The organism is Agrilactobacillus yilanensis, assembly GCF_003946725.1.
Taxonomy (GTDB): Bacteria; Bacillota; Bacilli; order Lactobacillales; family Lactobacillaceae; genus Agrilactobacillus; species Agrilactobacillus yilanensis.
On sequence record NZ_RHOY01000007.1, the window covers coordinates 66016 to 90861 of the forward strand.

The window sequence follows — 24846 nt, forward strand, 5'->3', positions numbered from 1 at the left end:
AAGATAATGCTTCCAGTTTATCATAAAGTTCTCATAAACAAAATGAATTTTTTCATTAAAAAATGCAGACTTAGCTGCTACCAGCTGAATCTGCATTTTTAAATTAACCTTTATTTTTCTTCAAAACCTGCTTCAACAGCATCTTCGAAGTTCTCATGTAAAATACTTGCACAACGGCCGCAGATATGTGGCAATTTAGCATCGGTACCTACATCTTCTTTTGTCATCCGGCAACGTTCACAAACTTCACCAGGCGCATGTGTAACTTTAATAGCTGCATCTTCGAAACTCAAGGCATCACTTGGTGCATCTGCTTTACTGTCCGCAATTGTCAACTTAGAAACAATTAGCAATTGTTTCACATTGTCGCTGATAACGTCCAATAATGCCTTTGTTGGTTCGTTTGGATAAATTGTGACGTGCGCTTCTAAAGATTTACCAATAACTTTGGCATTCCGAGCTTCTTCTAAGGCTTTAAGCACTTCATCCCGTAAAGTCATAAAGTCTGTCCATTCTTCCAACAATGCGTCTTGATTGTCAAAAGTTTGTACTTCTGGCATTTCACTTAATTGTACAAAATCTTCAGGTTCTTTTAAATAACCCCAGATTTCTTCTGTTGTATGAGGCAAAATTGGTGTCAACAACTTAGTTAAGGCAACAGCTACATCATACATGACTTGTTGCATTTGACGGCGTTTCAAGCTCTTTTCAGCTTCAATATAAACAACGTCTTTGGCAAAATCCAAGTAAAATGCTGATAAATCGTTGGTCAAAAAGGCTGTAATTGTTTTATAAACTGTCGCAAAATCGTAAGCATCATAGGCTTCTAAACAAGTTTTAATAACTTGATTTAACCGAACTTCTAGATAACGATCGGCTGCAGCTAAATCTTCATAAGCAATATGATCAGCCTTTGGATCAAAATCACTTGTGTTCGCCAACATGAAACGCATTGTATTCCGAATCTTCCGATAAGCTTCAGAAGTCTGCCGGAAAATATCCATTGAGACAGCTACGTCAGAGTTAGAATCTACCGAAGCAACCCATAATCTGATAATATCGGCACCCATTTGCTTAATCACATCATTAGGGACAATGACATTCCCTAACGATTTACTCATCTTACGGCCTTTATTATCTAAAGTGAACCCTTGAGATAAGATTTGCCGATAAGGTGCTTGACCTGTGACCGCTACTGAAGTGATCAAACTAGAGTTAAACCAGCCCCGATATTGGTCAGAACCTTCCAAGTATAGATCTGCCGGGAAGCTTAATTCAGGCCGTTGTTTCAAAACAGCTTGATGAGAAGAACCGGAGTCAAACCAGACGTCCATAATGTCATTTTCTTTTGTAAAAGCACCATTTGGACTGCCAGGATGCGTGAACCCTTCTGGCAATAAGTCTTTAGCTTCTCTTTGGAACCAAACATTAGAGCCGAATTCTTCAAATAAATCAGCAACATGTTTGATCGTTTCTGGTGTAATAATGGCATCCCCGTTTTCAGCATAGAAAATTGGTAGTGGGACACCCCAAGCTCTTTGCCGAGAAATAACCCAGTCGCCACGATCTTTAATCATGTTATAAAGTCGTGTTTTACCCCAATAAGGTTTATAAGTGACACTTTCAACGGCAGCTAAGATCTTATCTCTAAAAGCATCTACCGAAGCAAACCATTGAGTCGTTGCCCGGAAAATAACAGGTTTTTTAGTCCGCCAGTCATGGGGATAACTATGGGTGAAGAAGCTAAGTTTTAACAAAGCGCCTTTTTCTTTTAAAAGATCGGTCACTTTCTTGTTAGCATCGTCATAAAACATGCCTTCAAAACCAGGGGCTTCATCCGTATAACGGCCTTGACCATCGATTGGTGAAAGTACAGGTAAATGATATTTTTGACTGACAAAGAAGTCATCTGTCCCATGACCCGGTGCAGTATGGACTAAACCAGTACCTTCATCTAAAGTGACATGATTCCCTACGATCAATAATGACGTGCGATCATAAAATGGGTGTTTTGCCGTCATGTACTCCAAGTCGCTACCTTTGAATGTCTTTAAGATTTTAACGTCTTGCCATTCTAATGTTTCTTTGACTTGATCCAACATACCTTCTGCAATGACATATTTCTTGCCATCAGCGTCAACTTGAACATAGTCAAATTTAGGATTGGCACAAATTGCTAAGTTAGAAGGTAATGTCCAAGGTGTCGTCGTCCAGATAATAAATGAGGTATCATCATCTAACAAATCTTTGCCATCCACGACTTTAAAAGCAACATAAATTGAAGGTGATTTTACATCCTTGTATTCAATTTCAGCTTCCGCCAAAGTTGATTCAGAAGATGGTGACCAGTAAACAGGTTTTTTACCTTTATAAATATAGCCTTCATTGGCCATTTTACCAAAAACCCGAATTTGTTCAGCTTCATATTCGTGCTGCAATGTAATATAAGGATGATCCCAATCACCAGAAACACCAAGCCGTTTAAAATCTTCACGTTGCTTGTCTACTTGAGATAAGGCATATTTGCGACATAATTCTCGATAATCTGCCATGCTCATTGACTTACGATCAACACCTTGTTTGGTCAATTCTTGTTCAATTGGCAAACCATGTGTATCCCAGCCAGGAACGTAAGGCGCTCTAAAACCGCTCATAGATTTAGAGCGGACAATAATATCCTTACTAATTTTATTTAAAGCATGTCCCATGTGGATATTCCCGTTGGCGTAAGGGGGCCCATCATGAAGAATAAAGGTTGGCTTACCTTCATTTAATTTTTGTCGTTGTTCATAAAGCTTGTTTTCTTTCCAAATTGCTTGACGCTCTGGTTCTTTATTTGGCAAATTGCCTCGCATCGGAAACTTAGTTTTACCTAAGTTCAAAGTATCTTTAATACGCATGTGACGCCTCCTCAATAAGTTATAGGCTTTAAAACCACAAAAAAAGACCTAGCCGCTTAGGACGAGATCTTCGTGGTACCACCTAAATTTTAGAAAATAATTTTTCCCTTTAGCATAGTTTAACGGCTATGACCCGTTTGATTTTACTATGATTTCAAATCAAAAGCAGACTTTTTTGAAGCTGATATGCAAAAGTAAAGGTTCCTTTTCGGTCTCTCACCATTCACCGAATCGCTGCAAAGTCTTTACTAATCATGTGATCTTCAATTGCCTTTTGGCTTATTGTTATTCATTGTACCACTTGTTGCGTCATCTGGGAAGATGATCGTCGGTCGATTTTGATCTGGTTTTTGTTCAAAATAATCTGAATCCAGTTGTGCCTGTTGTGGCAAATTCATTTGCGTATGACTATTATCACCAGGATTAATTTTAGGATCGGCGGTCTGTGCCTTTGCCTTAAGCTCATCCGGTGTTATTGCTTGCCCTTGGGCGTCATTAGCAGCGGTAGTGTCATCAAACTGATAGGCGGTTTGATGTGGCGCATAAGGTTGCTGTGGCCCGTTATTAGGCTCAGAATTGCCAGGCATTTCATTTTGTGCCTGATCAAAAGTTGTATAAGGATTATCATCGGCATCATTAAAACTATAGTCTTGCGCCAAATTATCGTTGCTGTAGTTATTATATTGATTGCGATCATAATCATTTTGTGGATTACGATTATAATTTAATTGTTGGTTAATTTGACTGTTATTGGCAATTTGATCGTCATTTAACAGTTCATTCCATTCCGGACTTTTTACAATCTCTAGTTGAGATTCCAACATAACTTGCAGTCGCTGCCGGAAAATCCGAGTTTGTTTCTTCAAATCGTCTGTTTCAACCGTAATTTGCCGGGCTTTTTCAGAAGCATCTTGCAAAATCTGATTGGATTTGTCAGTAGATTCATTCAATAATTGCCGCGCTTGTTTCTCCGCGTCATCTTGAATGATCTCAGACTCTCTTTGCGCATTAACTTTCACTTTATCTGCAGCATCTTGGGCTACAATGATTGATTGATTTAATGCGTCTTTTAAGTCTGTAAAATAAGCGACCTTTTCTTGATTATCTTTTAAAGCCCGCTCTAAATCCTCATTACGGCGAATTAATGCTTCATAGTCTTTAATAATTTGATCTAAAAAATCGTTGACTTGATCTTGATCATAACCCCTAAAACGGACGTTAAACTCCTTATTGTGAATATCTAACGATGTTAAAGCCATAATTCTAGCCTCCAAAAGTTTCCAAATATTACTTGCGCAATGTTCTAGTTTCTAAGCGAATTTTCCCTTTGCGAGTTTCGCCTTGGTTTTCTAAAATTTGGACTCTGCCAAAATGTCGTACAGAAATCATGTCCAATGAACGTACTTCAAAATCAGGTTTTTGAACGATCTGCCAATTTACTTTTACTTGGTTCGCTTCAATAATCTGTTTTGCCCGTTGTCGTGAAACCTTAAACACGTCAGAAACCAAGGTATCCAATCGATACGAAGCAACTGTTAAACTTTCAGCTACCCATTCAACAACCGGTTGAATAATATTTGGAAAATCAATTGCTTCCAAGCGAACTTTAATCCGGCCTATATGATCAATTTGGGCCAACACAAAATCTAAAATTTTGGTGTCTACAAAGAACTGCCAAACCGTGCCATCTGTAATGATATCTCCGAAAACATCCCGATCGATTCCCTGGTTAACCAAAGTCCCTAAAATAGTCCCATGTTTTAATTCAGCAAATTTTTCAGGATATTTAATCAAGATTGGTGTCATGTTAAAATCACTTGTTTGCGGTTCAAAATAGTCTGGTGCAATAATTAGACGTTGTTTTTCTGCAGCTGGATAGCCGCCGAATTGATGAATGCTGACTTCATCACTGTGCATCAAGGCATTAACAATGTAAATTTGTCTTGGGTCCAAGAACTCCGTCAATATAGGCCGATATTCTGTTAAAGCGGTATTGATCAGCTCGGTCATCCGATCAATAAAAGGTGCTTCATCTTTACGAAAATGCTGATATATTCCAGAGTCCATGTGCCCCTCCAAATAAAAATTCCTAAATAAATATATTTACAAACATTAATAAGCCTCTTTCGACGAACTGCAATGCGATAATCGCAACAATTGGCGAAAAGCTAATCCCCATAATTGGTGGAATAATGCGATCAAATACGCCTAAATAAGGCCCGACAATTCTATTAAGTAAGGCTGCAAATTTAGTGTTATACGCATTTGGAATCCAAGAAAGCAAGGTATAAATAATAATCAACCAAGTAAACGCATCAAAAGCAAAGCGAATACCTATAAATAAAAAGTAAAGAAAAGATTGCAACGTGTCACCTCATCATTGATTTTGGTCTAGTTAATTTTCTTATCACGAATAATGTCACTGATATTACCGTCAATTTCAAATTTAGACGGTGTACATAAAAAGATACAGTCACCAACACGTTGAATTTCGCCTTTAATTGCAAAGATTGTCCCAGTTAAAAAGTCAATGATACGCTTAGCCTGCTTTTCGTCAATTCTTGTAAAATTAACAATTACAGCGCGACCATTTAACAAATGCGTGCCAACTTCTTTGGCGTCAGAATAAACTCTTGGTTCGAATAAAACAATTTTGCTTGTCTGATTATTCTTGACTTGATTCATTGAAACGACATTCGTATTTTCAACAGGTGCTTTTTGGCGCATTTCAGAGCGTTCCCGGGCAGTACTTTCTTGTACGGGTGCTTGTTGTTGTGCTGGTTCATTATTGATATCTTCATTAAAATCTTCATCGCTCATGCCGAAAAAGCGGCTAATTTTTTCAAATCCCACAATCTGACCTCCAATACACTAAGCAAATAAATTATTTATGACGTCTCTTGAAAAATGGTGGCGTGCTATCACTTTCATCTCCAGAATCACTTCTAGGTTCGTCAGCCCGTTGAAAAATATCAAAGCTCTTTTTTTCAACATTGTTAAAATCTTGATTTGCGGTATTTGTCCGTTTATTTTGTGGTTCTTGTCGAACATCCCAGCCAACGAATGGATCATTGTCTGGTTTTTGATTCGCAGCATTCGGGTCATTATTCGTTGAATTGGCCCCATTTGGTGCGATATTAGGTTTTGGTGTCGCTACTTTTTTAGTTTGAAAAGTAGCGGGATTAGGCTTTGACATATTGGTATTTGCTTTAAAAGATTCATTTTGATCTTCAATTCCGGTAGCGATCACGGTAACAACCACTTCATCGCCTAAATTCTCATTAATCAAAACCCCAAAGATGATGTTTACTTCACTCGTTGCAGCTTGTGCCACAATGCCTGAAGCATCTTGCGCTTCATATAAGGAGAAGTCCGGGCCGCCGGTAATATTTAACAGTACTTGTTTTGCACCATCAATTGAAGCTTCCAATAATGGTGAAGAAATTGCCTTTTTAGTGGCTTCTGTTGTCCGGTTTTCGCCAGTTGCTGAGCCGATGCCCATCAATGCAGAACCTTGATCTTCCATGACCGTTTTAACATCGGCAAAGTCCAAGTTGACGTAGCCTGGTGCTGTAATTAGATCAGAGATACCTTGAACCCCTTGCCGTAAAATGTTATCTGCCGCATGGAAAGCTTCCAACATCGGCGTCTTTTTATCGACGGTTTCCAATAAACGGTTATTAGCAATTACAACTAATGTATCCACGTGTTCCTTTAATTGCGCAATGCCTTCAGCCGCATTACGACCGCGTTTAGGCCCTTCAAAACTAAAAGGTCGCGTTACAACGCCTACCGTTAAAGCGCCTAGATCTTTAGCCGCTTTGGCTACAACCGGTGCTGCACCAGTCCCGGTACCACCGCCCATACCAGCTGTTACAAAAACCATATCTGCATCTTTAAGTGATTCTTGGATCGCTTCGTCACTTTCCTGAGCGGCTTTTTCACCGATTTCAGGATTTGAACCTGCGCCTAAACCACGGGTAAGTTTTGGGCCTAATTGAATTTTAGTTTCAGCTTTTGAACTTTCTAAAGCTTGAACATCTGTATTTGCAACGATGAATTCAACGCCTTGGACGCCTTCATCAATCATGCGATTAACAGCATTGCCACCAGCACCGCCAACACCAATAACTTTGATGATTGCGCCAGTATCTTGCTGTGAATCTAGTGAGAATTCCATAGAATTTCCTCCTACAATAATTGGGTATCGTATTTTTATTCAAAGAAGTTATTTAAGAAACTTCGAATACTTTCACCGCGTTTTTTCTTTTCCTTTTTAGGTTTTGCTGTCGCGTCAGCATTTTGTTGTGTTGCGGTTTCATTTGGTGTTAAATCATCTTTCATCGTATGATCTGCAGGTTTTGCTTTTTTGACAGTTTGATTTGTGGCCGTAGTGGTTGTCTGCGTCGTTCTTGTGCTGCTGACATAATCTGCGGTGGCACTTGAAATTGGTGTATGCACCAAACGGTCTACCTCAGATAACCTAGAAACATAAGTCACTAAGCCAAAAGCCTGGGCAAAAGACGGATGTCTTAATCCCATTTGATCTGGAATATACAATTTCACACTGCGATCATACATTTCTGCCACTAAATCTGCAATACCCGGTAAAGCCGTCACACCGCCAGTAATCACAATCCCACCGGGCAGATCGAAAGCTTTAACACGATCTAAGGCTGTCCCTAGCCGGGTCAAAATCTGTTCTGCTCTAGCTTCGATAATTTCAGATAAATAATGCTCGCTGACTAAAACAGCATCTGTTTGGCCGACGGTTTCTACTGGAAATTCTTCAGTTTCTGAGGTGACGTCTGTATTCGCATTACCATAATCACGCTTTAATTTTTCAGCATTGCCAAAAGAAGTATTCAAAACGACTGAAATATCTTTTGTAATATATTCGCCGCCCTCTTGGTCAACTTGTGTAAATTTTAATTTATGATCATGAATGACTGCTGCAGTACTCTGACCGCCGCCTAAATCAATTAGGATCGTTCCAAAATCTTGCTCACCATCTGTCAAGGCAACTTTGCCTAACGCTAATGGTTCTACAATCAGACTCTTTAAATTTAAACCAGCTTTTGCAATACTTTTTTTAATATTATGAATGACGGTTTTTGGTGATGTAAACACAATCCCGTGCATTTCTAGGCGAACGCCGATCATACCCCTTGGATCTTTGATGCCATCGAAGCCATCAACTATAAATTCATCCGGAACAAGGTCAATTATTTCTCTTTCCGGTGGCAAGTTACGAATCAATGCCGCCGCTGCAACATTACGCACGTCTTGATCGGTAATCTCTTTAGATTCGTCACTCACAGCAATCATGCCTTGACATGGCTCGATACTAAGCATGTTGGCAGGGATTCCAGCATAAACATCAGAAATACTAACATTCGCCTTTTGCTCTGCTTGATGAACGGCATTTTGTATAGCCGCTGCAACCTGGTCTATATCCACCACAACACCGCGGTTCATACCTTTTGAACGATCGCTCCCGACACCTATTATATTTAATTGACCTTGAACAGATTCAGCAATAATAACTTTTATAGATGTGGTCCCAATATCTAACCCAACATATATTCCTGAATTGTCCATTGAAATGGAACCCCCTTACAAACGATTTACGTAAACTTATTAATATTTTAACCATAACACACTCATAAATTCTACCATATGGCAAAACCTTTAAAAAAGCCTTACTTTTTAGTGTCTTTACTAAATGGATAAGCAAACACACCAACTTCGATATCAATAACACCTTTTTGCTTTAATGCTTTTGCATAAATCGGATAATTCGGTAATTTCTTTTGTATTGTTCGTAAATCTGCAATAACTTCATTTTCATCATTCATATAAATCCGTACTTGATAGGGGTTAATTTTTGAATGAGTTAAATGAATCTCCGAAATATCATTTTGAATACTTAATGGTAAATTTTTAAATGTTTTAATTAAGAAATTTAATTTTTTACCTTCCGTAAAACCTTCTAAAACCGGCAAATTACCCACCGGCTTGGCTACGACATCTTTTAAGATCGTACCATTGCTTAAAACACTGTAATAATGATTTTTTTTATTCAAGTAACCAATTTGACGATACTCTGTGACGTTAAACGTCAACTGATTAAAATTTGAAATATTTAATTCAGCCGTTTTTAGACCTGGCACACCAGCTAAAATTGCAGCTGAAATCTTCTTTTTCTGACGTAATAATTTTAAAATATGATCATTTTTTTGAACACCACTGTGGTCAATAATCGTTTGATCCGCAATGACCTCGGTCCCTTGAACGCTGACATTGCCCACTTTGCTAATCGGTGAAACATAATACGCCACAAAGATTAATAAAAGGCACAGTGGCACTAAAACAATGATTAAATTCCGTTTTAAATGCCGCTTCCGGGTAGCTTTTAACTTTGGCAGCACTTCGCCTACAGGCCGCGCTGGACGAATAGTTTCAGAGGCTTGATCTTTTTTGTCAAGATAACGTCGCCAAGGCTTGATAATTTCAGTTGGTTCTTTTTGAACTTGTTTTTGCGCTCGCGCCTGCTTCTTTCGAAAAAAGGCCATAAAACTTTCCACCTACTTCTTATGCACTAATTCCTGCATGACTTTGATTAAATCATCAGCCGCTTTAGGTGTGCCCAGCTTCTTAGAAGCCGCCGCCATACTCCTGCGTAAAACAGCATCTTGCATTAACGTATCTGCATTTCGTAACAAACTGCGTTGACTAAGCTGATCTTCACGCAACATTAAAGCGGCGCCGGCACGCACGAGACTTTCTGCATTCTTTGTCTGATGATCGTGGGTAACATAAGGGCTGGGAATCAAAATGGCTGGTAACCCTAATGCCGTAATCTCCGCAATACTCGTAGCCCCAGCTCGGCCAACGATCCCGGTAATATCCACTAACAAGCTAGGCATATCTGTAATATAAGGCACGACTGCAATATTTTTGCTATGCCGTTTTTTCAACTGCTGCGCAATTTTGTCGTAGTGCACTTGTCCAGTGACAAATAACACCTGATAAGCCCGCTGACTTAATTCGCCATAAGCCGCTACAAAAGCTTGATTAATCGCCTCTGCCCCTCGACTGCCGCCAAAAATCAGCAACGTCGGTACAGCTGGGTCTAAGTGATAACTTTCCAAGCGTTGATTGCTTTGAATGCCTGCTACTTGCTGCGCTCTAGGATTCCCCGTTAAAACAATCTTTTTCTTTTCTGGAAACTCTTTAGCTGCATCTGGGAAAGAAATTGCGATTTTATCCACAAAACGTGCTAGAAATTTATTAGTCACCCCGGCGATGGAATTTTGTTCGTGAATAATCGTCGGTACCTTCATGCGCGCTGCGGCATAAAGGACTGAGCTGGAAACATACCCGCCGGTGCCCACAACGATATCAGGTTTAAACTGGCGAATCAAGTCTTTTGAACGTTTAATACTTTGGATAAAAAGTGAAACGGTTTTAAAGTTCGTTAAGTTTAAAGAACGTTTAAAGCCTTGAATTTTAATCGCCTCAAATTTGAGCCCTTGTTCAGGTACAATTCGGCTTTCAAGACCTTTATGGGTGCCCACGTATAAAATATCATCTTTCGTTGCAATATTTTGGTCAATTAGTTGCTGAATTAAGGCTAGTGCTGGGTAAATATGACCACCAGTCCCACCGCCTGAAATAATTACTCGCATGCTTATGCCCGTCCTATTTGAATATTTTTCTGTACGTCTTCGATAAACCGGTCGCCCCGTTCTTCAAAGGTATGAAATTGATCCCAACTTGCTGCTGCCGGTGATAATAATAAAACATCCCCTGCCGTTACTATGGCCATTGCTGCTTTGACGGCTTCATCTAACGTATCCAAAACTTCGATTTGCGCTACGCCAGCAGCTTTCAGCGATTTAGCCATCAGCTGTTTCGTTTCACCGTAGACCACCGCTGCTTTGACATGGGCTTTAAATAACGGTTCCAGTGGTTCAAAGGTAAAGCCCCGATCTAAACCGCCGCCAATTAAAACAATTGGCTGTTTAAAGCTCTTTAAGGCGACTTCAGTTGCTTCCATATTCGTGGCCTTAGAGTCATTATAAATTCGAACACCTTGCCATTCTTCGACAAACTGCATCCGATGTTTCACACCGCTAAAGGTTTCTAGAACTTTAACAATGGCTGCATTTTCAACTTGCATCAGCTTAGCAACGGCAATTGCAGCCAAGGCGTTTTCCACATTATGTGCGCCAGGGATTTTGATTTGATCAGCAGCCATAATATATTCGCCTTTAAAATAGAGTTTTCCATCTAATTCATAGGCCCCCGCTTTTGATTTGGCCAATCGAGAAAATGGCACAATCTGGGCGTTACTTCTTTGACTTAAATTCTGCCACTCTGCTTCGTCCCAGTTCACAACAAAATAGTCAGCGGCGGTTTGATTTTTAGTAATATTCATTTTGGCGTTTATATAGTTTTCTCGAGTGCCATGATAATCTAAGTGCGCTTCATAAATATTAGTCAGCACTGCAATATGCGGCTGCATTGCGGCTACCCCTAATAATTGAAAACTAGATAATTCCGTGACCATCACATCAGCTGGTGTGACTTTTTCAGCAACTTCAGAGGCTGGAATACCGATATTACCAGCTAAATAAGCTTTTGGTGCGGTTTTATCTGCGTTTAGCATGTCCGCAATTAACGTTGTTGTTGTCGTTTTCCCATTGGAACCAGTGACGCCAATCATTGGTGCTTCACTGACTTCATAAGCCAATTCTGGTTCTGTAATAATTTTAATTTTTCTAGCAATGGCCTTTTGCACCATGGGGTTTGTATAAGGAATCCCCGGATTTTTGACCATTACCTTAAAGTCTTCATCTAAAAGCTCTAAAGGATGACCGCCAGTGATTACACGAATGCCTTCATCTAGTAATGTTTGTGCATCTGGATTTTCTTCAAAAGGCTTGACATCATTAACTGTCACCAATGCCCCTAACCGTTTCAAAAGCTGTGCGGCATGCACCCCACTTTTAGCCAAACCTAAAACTAATACCTTTTGATTCTCATACGTTGTAATCTTTTTCATGATCTAACTTCCTTAATTGAATTATAAAAATAGGCTCAAATAAATAATAGCGCAAACTAGACCGGTACTCCAGAATGTGATAACAACCCGCCATTCTGACCAGCCCATCATTTCAAAGTGATGATGAATCGGTGTCATTTTAAAAATACGTTTGCCGGTTAATTTAAACGAGGCCACTTGCAAAATAACACTGGCTGTTTCCAGCACAAAAACTAAACCGATCAATAATAAGGACCATTCACGATGTAATAAAATTGAAATGGCAGCTAATACCCCACCAATCGCTAGTGAACCCACATCCCCCATAAAAATTTTAGCAGGTTTGTGATTGAAGATTAAAAAGGCGGCTAAACCGCCAATAAAGGCTAAGGTTAAGACTAAAATATCATATTGCTGTTGCTGATAAGCAATCACGCCATAAGTCATAAACGCGATAATACTTAGCCCACCAACAAGGCCGTCTAAGCCATCTGTCAAATTGACCGCATTGGAGAAACCCACCAGCCAAAATAAAACAAATAAAATATACAGCCAATTCGCAGAAATCATTCCAAGGCCTGGAATAAACAAGCTATGCTCAAATCGATCCATATAAAAGACAGCTAAAAAGATGACACCACCAGCAATTTGGGCTAAAAATTTCTGCCAAGCTTTTAAGCCCATATTCCGCTTTTTAAAAATCTTGACACTGTCATCCAAAAAGCCCACTAATCCATAAAGGACTAAGATGAACAATGTAATTAACAAACTATGGGTTAATTGTTTGGTCCAAATACCAATGATGATACTGACAATCACGGCAACGATTAAAAAGGCCACACCACCCATTGTTGGCGTTCCAGACTTTTTTTCATGCCATTTAGGCCCTTCTTCTCGAATCATTTGGCCTTCTTTATGACGTCTAAAATAAGTAATCAGCCGTGGCATTATTAAAACGGTTAAAATAAACGCCGATAAAATTGTGATAATGATCTGTAAACTATTCATAAATCTATAAAATCTCCTTTTTTAAAGGGGAGGTAATGCTTTGCCCCAACCTCATTTAGATAATTTTGATCAATTTTTAGAAGCCAATTTTACAGTTAACTTACTTGTACTGTTTAATAGCTGATTTTCAGCAACGCTTTGTTTCACCACATAGCCGTCACCTTTGAATTTAACTTTAATACCGCTAATCTCAGCCAATTTTAAAACATCATTTTTTGACCAGCCTTTAATATTTGGCATTGTCATCGCCCCATTGGTCAATAACACGGCCCGTTGCCCAGATAAAACATGTTCCTTAGCCAATGGCAATTGCTGAACAATTTTGTTGCCGGAACCTACCAGGCTATAAGTCAAGCCTCCATCTTCTAGGGTTTGTTTGGCACTCTCAACAGATTGCCCGGTTAAATTTGGCATTTCTGAAGTCTTCACATTTGCCACGCTAGCCCCAGTACTATATTCTAAGGCGCGTTTCAAAATCGGATTAAATGCACTGGATAAAATTGTTTCCGCTGGTGCCGTCATTTTTTGCGGCTGACGGACAGTGATGTATAAAATATATTTTGGATTGTCAATCGGCGCCATCCCAACGACTGAGAAAATATAATTATTATTACCAGTGAGATAACCTGATCCTGTTCCAGAAGCAATTTGTGCAGTCCCTGTTTTGACCCCAATTTCGTAGCCTGGAATCGCATAACTTTGCCCAGTACCATAAGTTTGGTTGATGACATCTTTCATCTCATTACGCACTTGTGTGGCCGTGCTCTTGGAAATGGGATGGCCCACCACTTCTGTTTTTTCTTTTTGAACTTTTCCTGTACTGGAATTACTGATTTCCGATACGATTTGCGGTTTCACCATTTTACCGTTATTGGCAACTGCCGAAAAGGCCTGCATCATTTGAACAGCGGTCACATTAACCCCTTGACCAAACGCGGTTGTTGCTCGATCCACAGCTCTAGTATAGGCAATGCTGCCGGCAGATTCACCAGGCAAGTTAATCCCGGTCTTTTTACCAATACCAAAATTTGTTAAATATTTCTTCCAAGTTTTAGCACCCATCTGCTGCTCCATTTTCACGAACCCAACGTTACTGGAGCGGGCAAAGGCTTGCCCAAATGGGATGCTACCCCAACCAGAAGTATTCCAATCTTTAATAATACTACCGTCGACATTCACACTGCCAGATTGATAATAAGCATTTGGCATGTAATTACCAGAATCAATTGATGCACTTAAACTTAGCAATTTCATTACAGAACCAGGCTCATACGTATCTTGAACTAAAGCATTACGCCAAGAATTATTCAGGCCGACCTTAGTACTCGGATTAAAAGTCGGCCGTTGCGTAGCGGCTAAAATTTTACCATTTTTAGCATTCATTAAAATGGCGGTCATACTCGTCGGCGCATACGTATCTGCCACTTCACTAACGACAGATTCCATATACGACTGCAATCGAGCATCTAATGTTAACGTCACATCCGAGCCATTAACTGCTTTTTTCACAACTGTCTGAGAATTAGGCAGTTCATAGCCAAAAGAATCTGTCTTAAATTGCCGATAACCATTTTTCCCCGTTAAAATATTATTAAAATAGTTTTCGATGCCCATCACACCGGTCAATGTACCGCTGCTGGCAGAATCACTGTTATCCGTTTGGGCAAGTCCAACAATATTTGAAGCAAAATTACCGTTAGGATAAAGCCGAGAAACGCTCTTAGTGAAATAAATACCTGGTAAATTCTTAGCATCAATTTCTTTTTTGACTTCCAGGCTTAATCCTTTACCGGCATTACCAAACTCAACTTGATAAGCCCCACTTTTTTGATCATTTAACACCGCATAAATTTTAGCTTCGCTTAAAGGAATATAGCGGCTCAAAACTTTGGCCGTTTTACGTTTGTTAGTCACATATAACGGTTTATTGTCGGTGGAAACATGATTCTTATCAATAACTGCATAAAGATTATAGACATTAGAATCTTCTGCAATAATATTGTGATTACTGTCGTATATTTTCCCACGAACGGCCGTTAAACGCCGATCACGATTATACTTCGTTTCTGTTTTTTTAGAGAGATTGACATTGTTCAACTTTCCAGAGCTAACAATATATGAAAAGCGACCAATGAATACGAAAAAAAGCCCCACAACTAATACTAGTAGGACTGCACCAAATAACTTTCGATTTCTACGGATACGACTAGATTTATGTAATTTTTTTGGAGATTTACTCATTTCGAAATATTCCTTACAGATTCTTCATTAAAAGTTAAGCCATGCTTTTTAGCAAAGGCTTGTAGTCGATCTGAACTGTTTAACGTGCCAATTTCTTGCTTTAAATCTGCATTTTTAGTCTTTAAGTCAGAAACTGCAGTGTTCACACTTTGTAAATTGCGTTGGGCTGTCCCAACTGCGATTTTAGCACTCACTAAACTAATCATGAGGCCGATCACAATTAAACCGCCAACCACCATTGCTAGGCGCTCAAAAAGCGATAACGGTACCTTGGCACCCGCCGCTTTTGGATTATTCTCAATTTGGGGCTGCTGTTGCGGTTGCTCAGGCTGTAACACCTGTGCTTCATTGTAATTTTGTTTCGCAGTATTGTCCATTGCCTTTCACACTCCATGATTAATCACATTTTAATTTTTTTCGGCAACCCGTAATCGAGCGCTATGTGCGCGATGATTTTGAGTTAGCTCATCTTCTGCTGGCATAATTGGTTTTCTAGTAATCATTTTTAATTCTGGCTGCAGATCATCTGGAATAACGGGCAGGCCCTTAGGTAATTCTGGCAAACGTGACCGTTTTTTAAACGCATCTGCGACAATCCGATCTTCTAAAGATTGGAAGGTAATCGCCGAAATTCGGCCGCCTTGATTTAACAAATCAATGGCTTGTTCTAAAGAGCTTTCTAATACCGCCATTTCATCATTGACTGCAATTCTTAATGCTTGAAAAGTCCGTTTTGCAGGATGCCCACCCGTACGGCGAGTCGCTGCTGGAATTGCATTTTTGACTATTTCTGCTAATTCTGTGGTTGTCGTTATCGCCTGTTCTGTTCGATATTTTTCAATAGCCCGGGCAATGCGCTTAGCAAAGCGTTCTTCCCCATAACGGGCAATAATCCGTTGCAGATCATTAAATGACCACTCATTAACAATCGTCTTAGCTGTCAAAGCCTGGCGTTGATCCATACGCATATCTAACGGTGCTTCTAAACGATAACTAAAGCCTCTTTGCGCCACGTCCAATTGAGGTGATGAAACACCTAAATCATAAACAATACCGTCAATACCAGTGACCCCAACATTGGCTAAGGCGCTTTTTAAATTTGCAAAATTTGTTTGCATGAGTACTAACTGTCCAGCGGCAATCGGTGCCGCTAAATTCTGTTGCGCATTGGTAATGGCTGTTTGATCCTGATCAAATGCATAAAGCCGACCGCCTTTTAACGCGTTTAAAATCAAACTCGTATGCCCCGCACCACCTAATGTTGCATCAACGTAGATACCTTCAGGATCAATATTTAACATTTCAATTGCTTCTTCTAATAATACTGTTTTATGTTTAAATTCAGTCATCTTTCACCCATCACTTCAAAAATCAAGATCCATTAAATTTTCTGCTGTTTCATCAAAATCTGTAACCATTTCTTCGTCAAATTCGGCCCACTTTGTATCGCTCCAAATTTCGATGCGATTGGCAACACCAATTAAAACACAGGCTTTATCTAAGTCGGCATAAGTCATTAAAGACTTGGGAATATTAATGCGACCTTGTTTATCAAATGTCATTTCAGCGGCAGCGGCATAAAAGAAACGCACAAAACGTCTAGAATCCTTTTTCGTCAGCGGCAGTTGCGCCAACTTTGTTTCTAATTTTGCCCAAGCTGTCATAGGATAACCAAATAAGCACCCATCTAAACCTCGTGTTAAAACAAATTCTGTACCAAGTTCTTGACGAAATTTAGCGGGAATAATCAAACGGCCTTTTGCATCTAAATTGTGGTGATATTCCCCTAATAGCACCGCTGACACCCCTTATGTACTCATATTTCTAAGTCTACCACAATCCCCCACCGTCTACCACAGAATTCCCTTTCAAATCCCTTAAGATTTAAAAAAAAATAATAATATCTGACCTAATTATCAGATATTATTACGTCTCAATTCTATTTTAATATATTTACGGTACCAATTCTGTCTAAAAATAACTTTAAATGTTCGAAATTTGGGTGCCGATAACGAGTATAATAAAGCCAACATACCAGCATAAACTCAAAATAAAGATCAACCGCCACAACGTTTTGAAAAATCGCGGCAACAGTAATTCATGATCTCTAATCGCTGAAAAGATAGCTAGACCAATGGCCATCAACAAAATCACTAAGATCATCACTTCAATCATAGATAGTTGTCCATGGCCTAAACTAATCAGCTGTACCCCCGCTATTAAAAACGGCGGTAAAAAATCAACTGTTTTAACATGCGTTAAATTTTTAAAAATCTTTTTTAAACCCATACTGATGATTAAACCAATCATTGGTATTAGGATGCCTAAACTAATTAATTTCACAAAATAATGCTCCTCATTTTTTTTGCATTCTTACCATTAATATAGTAAACTATCAAGCGTAATTTCGACAAGGTGGTCAACGATGAAAAAAGAAAAAAAACAAGAGAAAAGTACTTTCTCAAAAATCACTAAAGGTGTTATCTGGGCGATGTTAATCATCATGCTGGGCAGTGTTATTATTAGCGCAGCCGTTCAATTAATGTCTTCTTAATTTAATTTTTCAAGTGCTTGATTTAACTTAAATTGGCCAGATTGAAAAAAATAATATTTTTAGTGCATCAACCGTAAAAGGTGACTTTATGCTGAGATCAACACGCGTCAGTTAGCGTTTTGATCTTTTTATTTTCTATTTTTTAATGAATCTCAGAATTTTTTTAGAATTTGAAATTGATATACCTACGTTTTTTTGATATTCTAAAGAACAGATTAGAATAAACAAAGTATTTAATAAAAATGTGAGGCTAAAATCATGAAAGTTGCAAAATTTGGCGGTAGTTCTTTAGCAAGTGGCGGACAGCTACAAAAAGTAATTGATATTGTAAAGGCTGATCCTAACCGGAAAATCATCGTGGTTTCGGCTCCCGGTAAACGTAATAAAGAAGATACAAAAGTGACTGACTTATTAATTAAATATTGTAATGTGATTATTAATGACGGTGACGTTACCGGTATTCAAGATAAAATTATTCGGCGGTATCAATCCATCGCAGGTCATTTTGGTGTGCCTTTAGAAAACATTGCCGATATTGAAATTGGTATTCGGCAGTTAGCCACACAGGTTTTTCCAAATCGATCTTATCAAATGGCTGCTTTTAAAGCGGCGGGTGAAAATAATAATGCCAAATTAGTAGCGGCGGTATTTAACCACGAGGGCATCAAAGCCCACTATATGGATCCGTTAAAAATTGGGCTTCGGGTGACAGATGTGGCTAATGATGCGCAGATTTTACCTAGCAGCTATCAAAAGTTGGCTCGATTATCTGAATATACAGATACGCTGGTTATTCCCGGTTTCTTTGGTTATAACGCCAAAAATAATATTTGTACATTTTCTAGAGGTGGTTCAGATATTACAGGCGCCATCGTTGCTAAGGCAGTGGCTGCCGAGCGTTATGAAAACTTTACCGACGTGGATGCCATTTATGCAGCAAATCCTAATGTTGTTGAGAACCCCCGTAAAATTACCCACCTGACCTTTAGAGAAATGCGGGAATTAGCCTATGCTGGTTTTTCAGTTTTCCATGATGAGGCCTTAATTCCAGCTATTGAAGGTAAAATTCCAGTTGTTGTAAAAAATACAAATCATCCTAATTTACCTGGAACTTTGATCTCTGAAACAAAGGAAATTGATTACGATAATGTTGTTTCTGGGATTGCCAGTGATGACGGTTTTACCGGGATTTATATTCGAAAATATTTAATGGACCGACAAGTTGGGTTCACTTTAAAAATCTTACAAGTTTTGGCTGATTTAAATATTTCTTATGAACATATGCCTTCAGGGATCGATGATTTAACCGTCATCATTCGCAGCAACCAATTAACCCCTGAATTAGAGGCGCTGGTGCAAGAACGCATCGAAGCAGCGATTCAACCAGATGATTTTCAAATCGAGCATGACTATGCCATGGTGATGATTGTTGGTGAAGGAATTAAGGATCGCGTAGGGACTATGGCCGCCGCTACAGCTAGTGTTGCCATAGCTGGTGTTTCTATTGTCATGGTCAACCACGGTGCCTCACCTGTTTCTATTACCATTGGTGTCCGTAAAGAAGATGCAGATTTAGCTGTTAAAAGTTTATATAGGACTTTCGTAAATCATGAAACAGTTCATCTAACAAATCTAATTGATTAAATTATTTTAAAAAATAGATCTGAAACCCTTTAATTAAGGTATTTCAGATCTATTTTTATGTCCAAATTATTTGATCGGCACCGTTTCGTTCGCACCAAACCATTTTTGACTAATTTTTTGAATCGTGCCATCTTCATAAAGCTCTTTTAAAGCACCATCAATTTTTGCTTTTAATTCTGTATCGCTTTTGCGCATCCCCACCGCAAAGTGTTCGTTTTCAAATTCCCCAGGATTCGTTTCATAAGCACTACTGTCTTTTTGATGGGCAATATAATAATCTGCATACACCCGATCAATCAAAAGGCCTTGAATCCGACCAGCATTTAAATCAATAAAAGCTTCATTAAAGTTTTCATATAAAATTGGTGTTTTATCTTTGATCGAGTTCTTCAGCAAAGCAGGTTGACCATCTAAATCCGACTGTCCCGAAGAACCATTTTGAACCCCTAAAACTTTACCTTTCATCCCCGCAAAACCATCAATTTTATTTTTCTTTAAAGTTACTAAAATCTGACGATTATTTAAATAAGTTTCACTGAATAGAACTTTCTTTTGCCGTTCAGAATTAATGGTATACCCATTCCAAATCAAGTCAATGGTATGGTTTTTAAGTTCCGTTTCCTTCATATTCCAATCAATCGTTTGAAAGTCCATCTTTAGATTTAATTTCTTCCCAACAGCTCGGGCCAGATCAATATCAAAGCCTTTTAAAGTCCCGTTTTTAGCTCTGAAACCCATCGGTACAAAACTATCATCTAAGCCGACGATAATTTTACCCCGTTTTTGCAAACTAGACCAGCTGTCTTTATTGTTATCTACTCGACCGCAGCTCGTTAACGTTACAACAACCGCCAGCCCTAGCAGTAAACAAATTACCCTTCTTAAACGTTTCATAACTTACAACTCCTGATTTGGTTTGACTTCTAAAATTTTGTCCGCAATCTCTTTGGCAAAATCAATATCATGGGTTACCACAATTTGAGTCATTCCTTGGGCTTTAAAGCGTTCAATCATTTGAGCCACGCTGCCCCGTAGTCCAGGATCTAACGCACTGGTTGGTTCATCATAACAAAGAATTTTTGGCTTTAGGGCTAAGGCTCTGGCAATTGCCACCCGCTGCTTTTGTCCACCAGATAATTGGAATGGATAAATGTCTGCTTTATCAGCTAACCCTAATTGGTCTAAAATATTATTCGCATTTTCTTGAGCTGCTTTTTTAGACTGATGTAATACCATTTGTGGTGCTAAAGTAATATTTTCCAAAACACTCAAATGTGGAAATAGTCTAAAATCTTGGAAAACAACCCCAATCATCGCCTCATCCGTTTCATTAGCTTGGGGATTAAAGGACTGTCCATCAATCTTAAAACTGCCGGAATCCGGTTTTTCTAAACCTGTAATGATCCGTAATAAAGTTGTTTTCCCAGCACCACTGGGACCAACAATACATAAAATTTTGCCAGAATCTATTTCTAATGAAATATCATTTAATACTTGAACGCCATTAAAACTTTTATTAATATTCGCTGCTTCTAACATATTTGATCCCTCCTAATTATTGATAGTAACTATAGTGTTGTTCGACTTTGCGTAACAAGTACGTAAACAAGGCGGTGAGTATTAAGTAAATCGCCCCCACCATCAGCAGTGGCACTAAAGTAACATCTCGAACCATCGCCACATTCCCGGCCCGTAACAGATCGCCTAAGCCGATGACATAAACTAACGAAGAATCCTTAACTAAATTAATGACTTCGTTACCGACAGAAGGTAAAACAATTTTTGTCACCTGGGGTAAAACAATCTTGCGAATCGTCTGCCCATAATTTAAACGTAAGATCCGCGCAGCTTCATATTGGCCGGTATCCACAGATTGAAAACCACCTCTAAATATTTCAGCAAAATAAGCGGCATAGTTTAAAACAAAGGCAAATGCAGCAGCACTGAAACGTTCAAAGTAAATATGCAGCACTGGTAAACCGTAAAAAATAAAAATTAATTGTAATAATAGCGGTGTGCCCCGCATGAGCCAAACATAAAATTTCAAAATCCAACGTAATGGTTTAAATCGTGACCGTAATCCTAAACTAACTAACGCCCCTAAAGGCAATGACAGCAATAACGTCATTGCGAATAACCCTAGTGTTAATTTTGTCCCTTGTAAAAGTGAGGGCAAAATTTCTGACATGTATTTTAATACTCCGTCCATATGGCACTTCCTCCTAAAAAATAATAAAAAAAAGCCCCCTTGGATAATTATTATCCAAGAGGGCGTTTAAACACGCGGTCCCACCTCAACTTCATACCTCTAAAAAAGAGATACCTCATACAGCTTAGCTGCTAGTTTTAACGGAACAACCGTGATAACTTACAAATTAAGTTCAGAAATCAAGCTCCTAGGTGTGTGTTCATTGTCCAATTAGGTATCTTGCAGCCACCGATACCTCTCTGAGGGTTTAATCAAACAATTACTTTTCCTAATCTATGCATTTTTATAATCTTGCTTACGATATTTTGAATATTAAACCATAATGAGAAAACTGTCAAGTCTTTAATGTTTTCGACTGCGTTTACCGAAGAGTCGTTCAAACAAACCGGGCTTATGTTCTTTCAACGTCATTAATGGCACGGATTCCCCTAAAATACGCCGGGCAATATTGCGATAACCTTGGCTGGCATTATAATCAGGATTCATCACAATTGGCGTGCCCTGATTGGAAGCCAAAATCACATTGCTGTCTTCAAAAACAATGCCTAATAAGCCAATGGACAAATGCTTTGTAATTTCATCCACGTCCATTGTATTGCCTTCGTTCATTAAGCTACGATTAATTCGATTAATAATTAAACGCGGTGCTAATTTCATCTCCCGCTGTTCCAATAGGCCAACGACGCGATCTGCGTCACTAACCGATGGAATTTCCGGCGTACAGATGACAATTGCCCCATCTGCACCAGCAATTGCATTTTGAAAACCTTGTTCAATGCCCGCTGGACAATCTAGCAAAATAAAATCAAAATCTGGCCGTAATTGGTTTACAATATCGACCACATTCATCGGGCTAATAATATTTTTAACTGTATTTTGAGCGGCCGGCAATAAGTATAACTTATCATCAAAACGCTTATCTTTAATCAGCGCCTGGTGTAACCGCGCACGACCCATCACAACATCGACAATATCATAAATAATTCGGTTGCTTAATCCCATAATTACATCTAGATTGCGCAAGCCAATATCCAAATCAATCATGCAGACACGTTTATTCATCAATGCCAATGCTGTTCCTAAGTTGGCAGCAGTTGTACTTTTTCCGACACCGCCCTTTCCAGAGGTGATTACCAATGAAGTTGCCACTATAAATTATCCTCCATTTTTCGATATAACTTTGGCCGTAACGCCAAGAGATGATCCGATGTATCAAAATCCAGCACATGCAAATCATTAATCAAAGCAATTGTATCTTTGGAAAAATGCTGCCGTTTTGGGTCAATAATTTCAATTGTATCACTGATCCGAACTTGTGTTGCTTGCGAAATATCGCCAACAATAACGGCCATATCATTATCTGGATAGCCCGCATATAAAATACCTTCACACTGGCCCAATACAAAAATGCTGCCCGTACTTTTTAAAACACCACCGGCATGTAGATTGCCCAAAAATAAGACATCACTCTCATAAACAACTTCTTGTCCACTTCGAATAACCGACATTTCTGCATGAATGCCCTGCTTACGAACTTGAGTCTGAGCTTGGCTTTTGTCCAAAACATCCGCTGCTAAATGCGCCAGCTTAAAATGTTGAAACTTATCAAATAACGCCTGAATTCTTTGAATCTGTGGTTCATCCAATAAACGTCGGCCGGTATTTAAGAAAAAATCTAAATCTCCATGATCTTCTTGCTCACTTTGAGACAGTCTTTGCAGTAAGTTTAGTAGATCGGTGATATTATCATCAAAATTTGCATTTGCATTTAAATTGATCTCATAGCCATTTTTACGACCCTTCAAACTGACGCTATCCATAATTCATCTAGTTCCCCTCTAAAAAATTAAACTGATATTTTGCCTAATAATTTGGAATAAGGATAATATAGTGCCGCAAATAAAACCGTATTCACAGCAACTGTGGGTCCCAAGTTGTAGGTAATAAATAGCGCAAAATCAGTAGAAGCCCCAAAAAAGCCATTTAAAATATATAAACTAAATTCTAAGCCAATCAGCACTAAAATATACACTGTTGCTTGAAAAAGTGCTGAATTAGGTAAATAATTGGTAACCCATCTTACAAAAAGTACGGCTGCCGGCATCAAAAACGTATAGTAACCGATGATACCAGAATAAAAGCTGTCATAAAATAACCCAATTACAAGGGCCGTCCACAATAGCCATCTTTGTTCTGGAAAACGGTAAGTTGTCATCACAATACCAATTAAAAAAGCTTGAATCGAAACACTCCAAGGATAGTTAAATAACCAGCCTTGAAAGGTTACACTAATCACACCGTCCAGTAAAAATAAGACGACCCAAATAATAGGGATTAACCATTTTAAGCGATTATTAGTTATTCTTGTCATATTAATTTCCTTCAACTGAGCGATTGATAACAGTGACCACTGTGAAATCATTAATATTCGCAGCTGGCTTAACGTAAACTGAGTTTGTCAAACCATAGTTATCCTTACGAATATTAGCAACTTTCCCAACATATAAGCCCCGCGGTGTCAAACCGCCTAACCCAGAGGTTGAAACCACATTGCCTTTTTTGATGTCATCGGTACTACTCAACTGACTGATGATTAATTCCTTTTTGTCAGCATTATAGCCGGAAATAATCCCATTCACATAAGTGCCGGATGCTGTCTTAACTTCAATCGCAAAACTGTTTGTATTTTTATTACTTGTGGAAATTAACTCAACTTTGGAATTTGTTTTATTGACCTCAACAATTCGGCCCAATAAACCGGATCCAGTCATAACTGGCATATTTTTAACAATACCATTGACTTGCCCTTTGTTGATAACAACTTGATTTTGCCAACTTGCCGGTGACCGTGTAATTACGGCAGCCGTAATCTTTTTATAGTTCGTTAAAGTTGAATTTAACTTTAACTGCTGTTTTAAATCTTTATTTTCTCTTTTTAAAGTTGCATTTGTTTCTTTAACTTGATCCAATTCATCTAATTGTTTCTTTAGCTGCTCATTATCTTGATATGTATTAACTAAGTTAACCATAGCTGTAAAACCAGTGTGCAGACTGTTGATTGGTGCTGCTACAACTTGACTCGCAAAACCCGCTGCATCATTACCAATTTGCTGAATTACCGGCGGTGTATTACGCCGATCCTTAACGTTAATACTAACCGCAATAAGGCCAATCATAGCCACAATTGTGATCAATAAAATAATAAGCTTTTTATTTGAAAAAAATTTGGGCATATCAAACC

General features: G+C 38.8%; 24 protein-coding genes, 1 pseudogene and 1 other annotated feature. Of the genes and pseudogenes, 2 read left to right on the forward strand and 23 right to left on the reverse strand.

Going from position 1 to position 24846, the window contains the following annotated elements:
• Positions 1 to 110: 110 nt before the first annotated feature.
• From ileS to EKM93_RS06630, 16 genes and pseudogenes are all read right to left on the reverse strand, one after another.
• Positions 111 to 2900: an isoleucine--tRNA ligase gene (gene ileS / locus EKM93_RS06555; RefSeq protein WP_125714219.1), complete on the reverse strand. Its 2790-nt coding sequence runs from the start codon at positions 2898 to 2900 to the stop codon at positions 111 to 113.
• 767 nt (positions 2901 to 3667) lie between these two features.
• A pseudogene (locus EKM93_RS13625) lies at positions 3668 to 4159 on the reverse strand (DivIVA domain-containing protein); the annotation flags it as partial.
• 28 nt (positions 4160 to 4187) lie between these two features.
• Positions 4188 to 4967, reverse strand: a complete 780-nt coding sequence (locus tag EKM93_RS06565) for a YlmH family RNA-binding protein (protein WP_125714223.1) — start codon at positions 4965 to 4967, stop codon at positions 4188 to 4190.
• 22 nt (positions 4968 to 4989) lie between these two features.
• Positions 4990 to 5265 (reverse strand): YggT family protein, encoded by a 276-nt coding sequence (locus tag EKM93_RS06570; protein ID WP_225423659.1) that lies wholly within the window; start codon positions 5263 to 5265, stop codon positions 4990 to 4992.
• Positions 5266 to 5291: 26 nt separating this feature from the next.
• Complete coding sequence (locus tag EKM93_RS06575; protein ID WP_164507014.1) at positions 5292 to 5753, reverse strand: cell division protein SepF; 462 nt, start codon at positions 5751 to 5753, stop codon at positions 5292 to 5294.
• Positions 5754 to 5784: 31 nt separating this feature from the next.
• Positions 5785 to 7080: a cell division protein FtsZ gene (gene ftsZ, locus EKM93_RS06580; protein WP_125714225.1), complete on the reverse strand. Its 1296-nt coding sequence runs from the start codon at positions 7078 to 7080 to the stop codon at positions 5785 to 5787.
• A gap of 35 nt (positions 7081 to 7115) precedes the next feature.
• Complete coding sequence (gene ftsA, locus EKM93_RS06585) at positions 7116 to 8501, reverse strand: cell division protein FtsA (protein WP_125714227.1); 1386 nt, start codon at positions 8499 to 8501, stop codon at positions 7116 to 7118.
• Between the two features lie 101 nt (positions 8502 to 8602).
• The gene (locus tag EKM93_RS06590) at positions 8603 to 9475 is read right to left on the reverse strand and encodes a cell division protein FtsQ/DivIB (RefSeq protein WP_125714229.1); all 873 of its coding nucleotides are present in this window, start codon (positions 9473 to 9475) and stop codon (positions 8603 to 8605) included.
• Between the two features lie 12 nt (positions 9476 to 9487).
• On the reverse strand, positions 9488 to 10591 hold the full coding sequence (gene murG / locus EKM93_RS06595) for an undecaprenyldiphospho-muramoylpentapeptide beta-N-acetylglucosaminyltransferase (protein ID WP_125714231.1): 1104 nt from the start codon (positions 10589 to 10591) through the stop codon (positions 9488 to 9490).
• Positions 10592 to 10593: 2 nt separating this feature from the next.
• The gene (murD, locus tag EKM93_RS06600) at positions 10594 to 11970 is read right to left on the reverse strand and encodes a UDP-N-acetylmuramoyl-L-alanine--D-glutamate ligase (RefSeq protein ID WP_125714233.1); all 1377 of its coding nucleotides are present in this window, start codon (positions 11968 to 11970) and stop codon (positions 10594 to 10596) included.
• A 21-nt stretch (positions 11971 to 11991) separates the two neighbouring features.
• A complete protein-coding gene (gene mraY, locus EKM93_RS06605; RefSeq protein WP_125714235.1) occupies positions 11992 to 12957 on the reverse strand; it encodes a phospho-N-acetylmuramoyl-pentapeptide-transferase in 966 nt (321 codons plus the stop codon).
• A gap of 69 nt (positions 12958 to 13026) precedes the next feature.
• On the reverse strand, positions 13027 to 15198 hold the full coding sequence (locus EKM93_RS06610) for a penicillin-binding protein (RefSeq protein ID WP_125714237.1): 2172 nt from the start codon (positions 15196 to 15198) through the stop codon (positions 13027 to 13029).
• Positions 15195 to 15575 carry a cell division protein FtsL gene (ftsL, locus tag EKM93_RS06615; RefSeq protein ID WP_125714239.1) on the reverse strand — a complete coding sequence of 127 codons (381 nt, stop codon included), beginning with the start codon at positions 15573 to 15575 and terminating at the stop codon, positions 15195 to 15197. The genes EKM93_RS06610 and ftsL overlap by 4 nt, the downstream gene beginning before the upstream one ends.
• Positions 15576 to 15605: 30 nt before the next feature.
• Positions 15606 to 16547, reverse strand: a complete 942-nt coding sequence (gene rsmH, locus EKM93_RS06620) for a 16S rRNA (cytosine(1402)-N(4))-methyltransferase RsmH (RefSeq protein ID WP_125714241.1) — start codon at positions 16545 to 16547, stop codon at positions 15606 to 15608.
• A gap of 15 nt (positions 16548 to 16562) precedes the next feature.
• Positions 16563 to 16994: a division/cell wall cluster transcriptional repressor MraZ gene (gene mraZ / locus EKM93_RS06625; protein WP_125714243.1), complete on the reverse strand. Its 432-nt coding sequence runs from the start codon at positions 16992 to 16994 to the stop codon at positions 16563 to 16565.
• A gap of 187 nt (positions 16995 to 17181) precedes the next feature.
• Positions 17182 to 17541 (reverse strand): DUF3397 domain-containing protein, encoded by a 360-nt coding sequence (locus EKM93_RS06630; RefSeq protein WP_125714245.1) that lies wholly within the window; start codon positions 17539 to 17541, stop codon positions 17182 to 17184.
• Positions 17542 to 17623: 82 nt separating this feature from the next.
• Between EKM93_RS06630 and EKM93_RS06635 the strand changes: the two genes are divergently transcribed.
• Positions 17624 to 17752 (forward strand): DUF4044 domain-containing protein, encoded by a 129-nt coding sequence (locus EKM93_RS06635; protein ID WP_125714247.1) that lies wholly within the window; start codon positions 17624 to 17626, stop codon positions 17750 to 17752.
• A 258-nt stretch (positions 17753 to 18010) separates the two neighbouring features.
• A complete protein-coding gene (locus EKM93_RS06640; RefSeq protein ID WP_125714249.1) occupies positions 18011 to 19396 on the forward strand; it encodes an aspartate kinase in 1386 nt (461 codons plus the stop codon).
• A gap of 66 nt (positions 19397 to 19462) precedes the next feature.
• Here the strand turns inward: EKM93_RS06640 and EKM93_RS06645 are convergent, their stop codons facing one another.
• The 7 genes from EKM93_RS06645 to mreC all read right to left on the reverse strand — a co-directional run bounded on the left by EKM93_RS06645 (position 19463) and on the right by mreC (position 24838).
• Complete coding sequence (locus EKM93_RS06645; RefSeq protein WP_125714251.1) at positions 19463 to 20290, reverse strand: amino acid ABC transporter substrate-binding protein; 828 nt, start codon at positions 20288 to 20290, stop codon at positions 19463 to 19465.
• 3 nt (positions 20291 to 20293) lie between these two features.
• Positions 20294 to 20935 (reverse strand): amino acid ABC transporter ATP-binding protein, encoded by a 642-nt coding sequence (locus tag EKM93_RS06650; RefSeq protein ID WP_125714253.1) that lies wholly within the window; start codon positions 20933 to 20935, stop codon positions 20294 to 20296.
• A gap of 16 nt (positions 20936 to 20951) precedes the next feature.
• Positions 20952 to 21605 carry an amino acid ABC transporter permease gene (locus EKM93_RS06655; protein WP_125714256.1) on the reverse strand — a complete coding sequence of 218 codons (654 nt, stop codon included), beginning with the start codon at positions 21603 to 21605 and terminating at the stop codon, positions 20952 to 20954.
• A gap of 55 nt (positions 21606 to 21660) precedes the next feature.
• Positions 21661 to 21890: a binding site (T-box leader), on the reverse strand.
• Positions 21891 to 21947: 57 nt separating this feature from the next.
• Positions 21948 to 22754: a septum site-determining protein MinD gene (minD, locus tag EKM93_RS06660; protein WP_125714258.1), complete on the reverse strand. Its 807-nt coding sequence runs from the start codon at positions 22752 to 22754 to the stop codon at positions 21948 to 21950.
• Positions 22754 to 23425, reverse strand: a complete 672-nt coding sequence (locus EKM93_RS06665) for a septum site-determining protein MinC (protein ID WP_125714260.1) — start codon at positions 23423 to 23425, stop codon at positions 22754 to 22756. Before EKM93_RS06665 ends, minD begins: the two co-directional genes overlap by 1 nt.
• Before the next feature lie 26 nt (positions 23426 to 23451).
• Positions 23452 to 23976, reverse strand: a complete 525-nt coding sequence (mreD, locus tag EKM93_RS06670; protein WP_164507015.1) for a rod shape-determining protein MreD — start codon at positions 23974 to 23976, stop codon at positions 23452 to 23454.
• Between the two features lies 1 nt (position 23977).
• Positions 23978 to 24838, reverse strand: a complete 861-nt coding sequence (gene mreC / locus EKM93_RS06675; protein ID WP_125714264.1) for a rod shape-determining protein MreC — start codon at positions 24836 to 24838, stop codon at positions 23978 to 23980.
• Between the last annotated feature and the right edge of the window lie 8 nt (positions 24839 to 24846).

Coding starts and splice junctions, on each gene's coding strand:
- ileS (WP_125714219.1), bottom strand. CDS start 2,900: ATGCGTATTAAAGATACTTTGAACTTAGGTAAAACTAAGTTTCCGATG.
- EKM93_RS06565 (WP_125714223.1), bottom strand. CDS start 4,967: ATGGACTCTGGAATATATCAGCATTTTCGTAAAGATGAAGCACCTTTT.
- ftsZ (WP_125714225.1), bottom strand. CDS start 7,080: ATGGAATTCTCACTAGATTCACAGCAAGATACTGGCGCAATCATCAAA.
- ftsA (WP_125714227.1), bottom strand. CDS start 8,501: ATGGACAATTCAGGAATATATGTTGGGTTAGATATTGGGACCACATCT.
- EKM93_RS06590 (WP_125714229.1), bottom strand. CDS start 9,475: ATGGCCTTTTTTCGAAAGAAGCAGGCGCGAGCGCAAAAACAAGTTCAA.
- murG (WP_125714231.1), bottom strand. CDS start 10,591: ATGCGAGTAATTATTTCAGGCGGTGGGACTGGTGGTCATATTTACCCA.
- murD (WP_125714233.1), bottom strand. CDS start 11,970: ATGAAAAAGATTACAACGTATGAGAATCAAAAGGTATTAGTTTTAGGT.
- mraY (WP_125714235.1), bottom strand. CDS start 12,957: ATGAATAGTTTACAGATCATTATCACAATTTTATCGGCGTTTATTTTA.
- EKM93_RS06610 (WP_125714237.1), bottom strand. CDS start 15,198: ATGAGTAAATCTCCAAAAAAATTACATAAATCTAGTCGTATCCGTAGA.
- ftsL (WP_125714239.1), bottom strand. CDS start 15,575: ATGGACAATACTGCGAAACAAAATTACAATGAAGCACAGGTGTTACAG.
- rsmH (WP_125714241.1), bottom strand. CDS start 16,547: ATGACTGAATTTAAACATAAAACAGTATTATTAGAAGAAGCAATTGAA.
- EKM93_RS06635 (WP_125714247.1), top strand. CDS start 17,624: ATGAAAAAAGAAAAAAAACAAGAGAAAAGTACTTTCTCAAAAATCACT.
- EKM93_RS06640 (WP_125714249.1), top strand. CDS start 18,011: ATGAAAGTTGCAAAATTTGGCGGTAGTTCTTTAGCAAGTGGCGGACAG.
- EKM93_RS06645 (WP_125714251.1), bottom strand. CDS start 20,290: ATGAAACGTTTAAGAAGGGTAATTTGTTTACTGCTAGGGCTGGCGGTT.
- EKM93_RS06650 (WP_125714253.1), bottom strand. CDS start 20,935: ATGTTAGAAGCAGCGAATATTAATAAAAGTTTTAATGGCGTTCAAGTA.
- EKM93_RS06655 (WP_125714256.1), bottom strand. CDS start 21,605: ATGGACGGAGTATTAAAATACATGTCAGAAATTTTGCCCTCACTTTTA.
- EKM93_RS06665 (WP_125714260.1), bottom strand. CDS start 23,425: ATGGATAGCGTCAGTTTGAAGGGTCGTAAAAATGGCTATGAGATCAAT.
- mreD (WP_164507015.1), bottom strand. CDS start 23,976: ATGACAAGAATAACTAATAATCGCTTAAAATGGTTAATCCCTATTATT.
- mreC (WP_125714264.1), bottom strand. CDS start 24,838: ATGCCCAAATTTTTTTCAAATAAAAAGCTTATTATTTTATTGATCACA.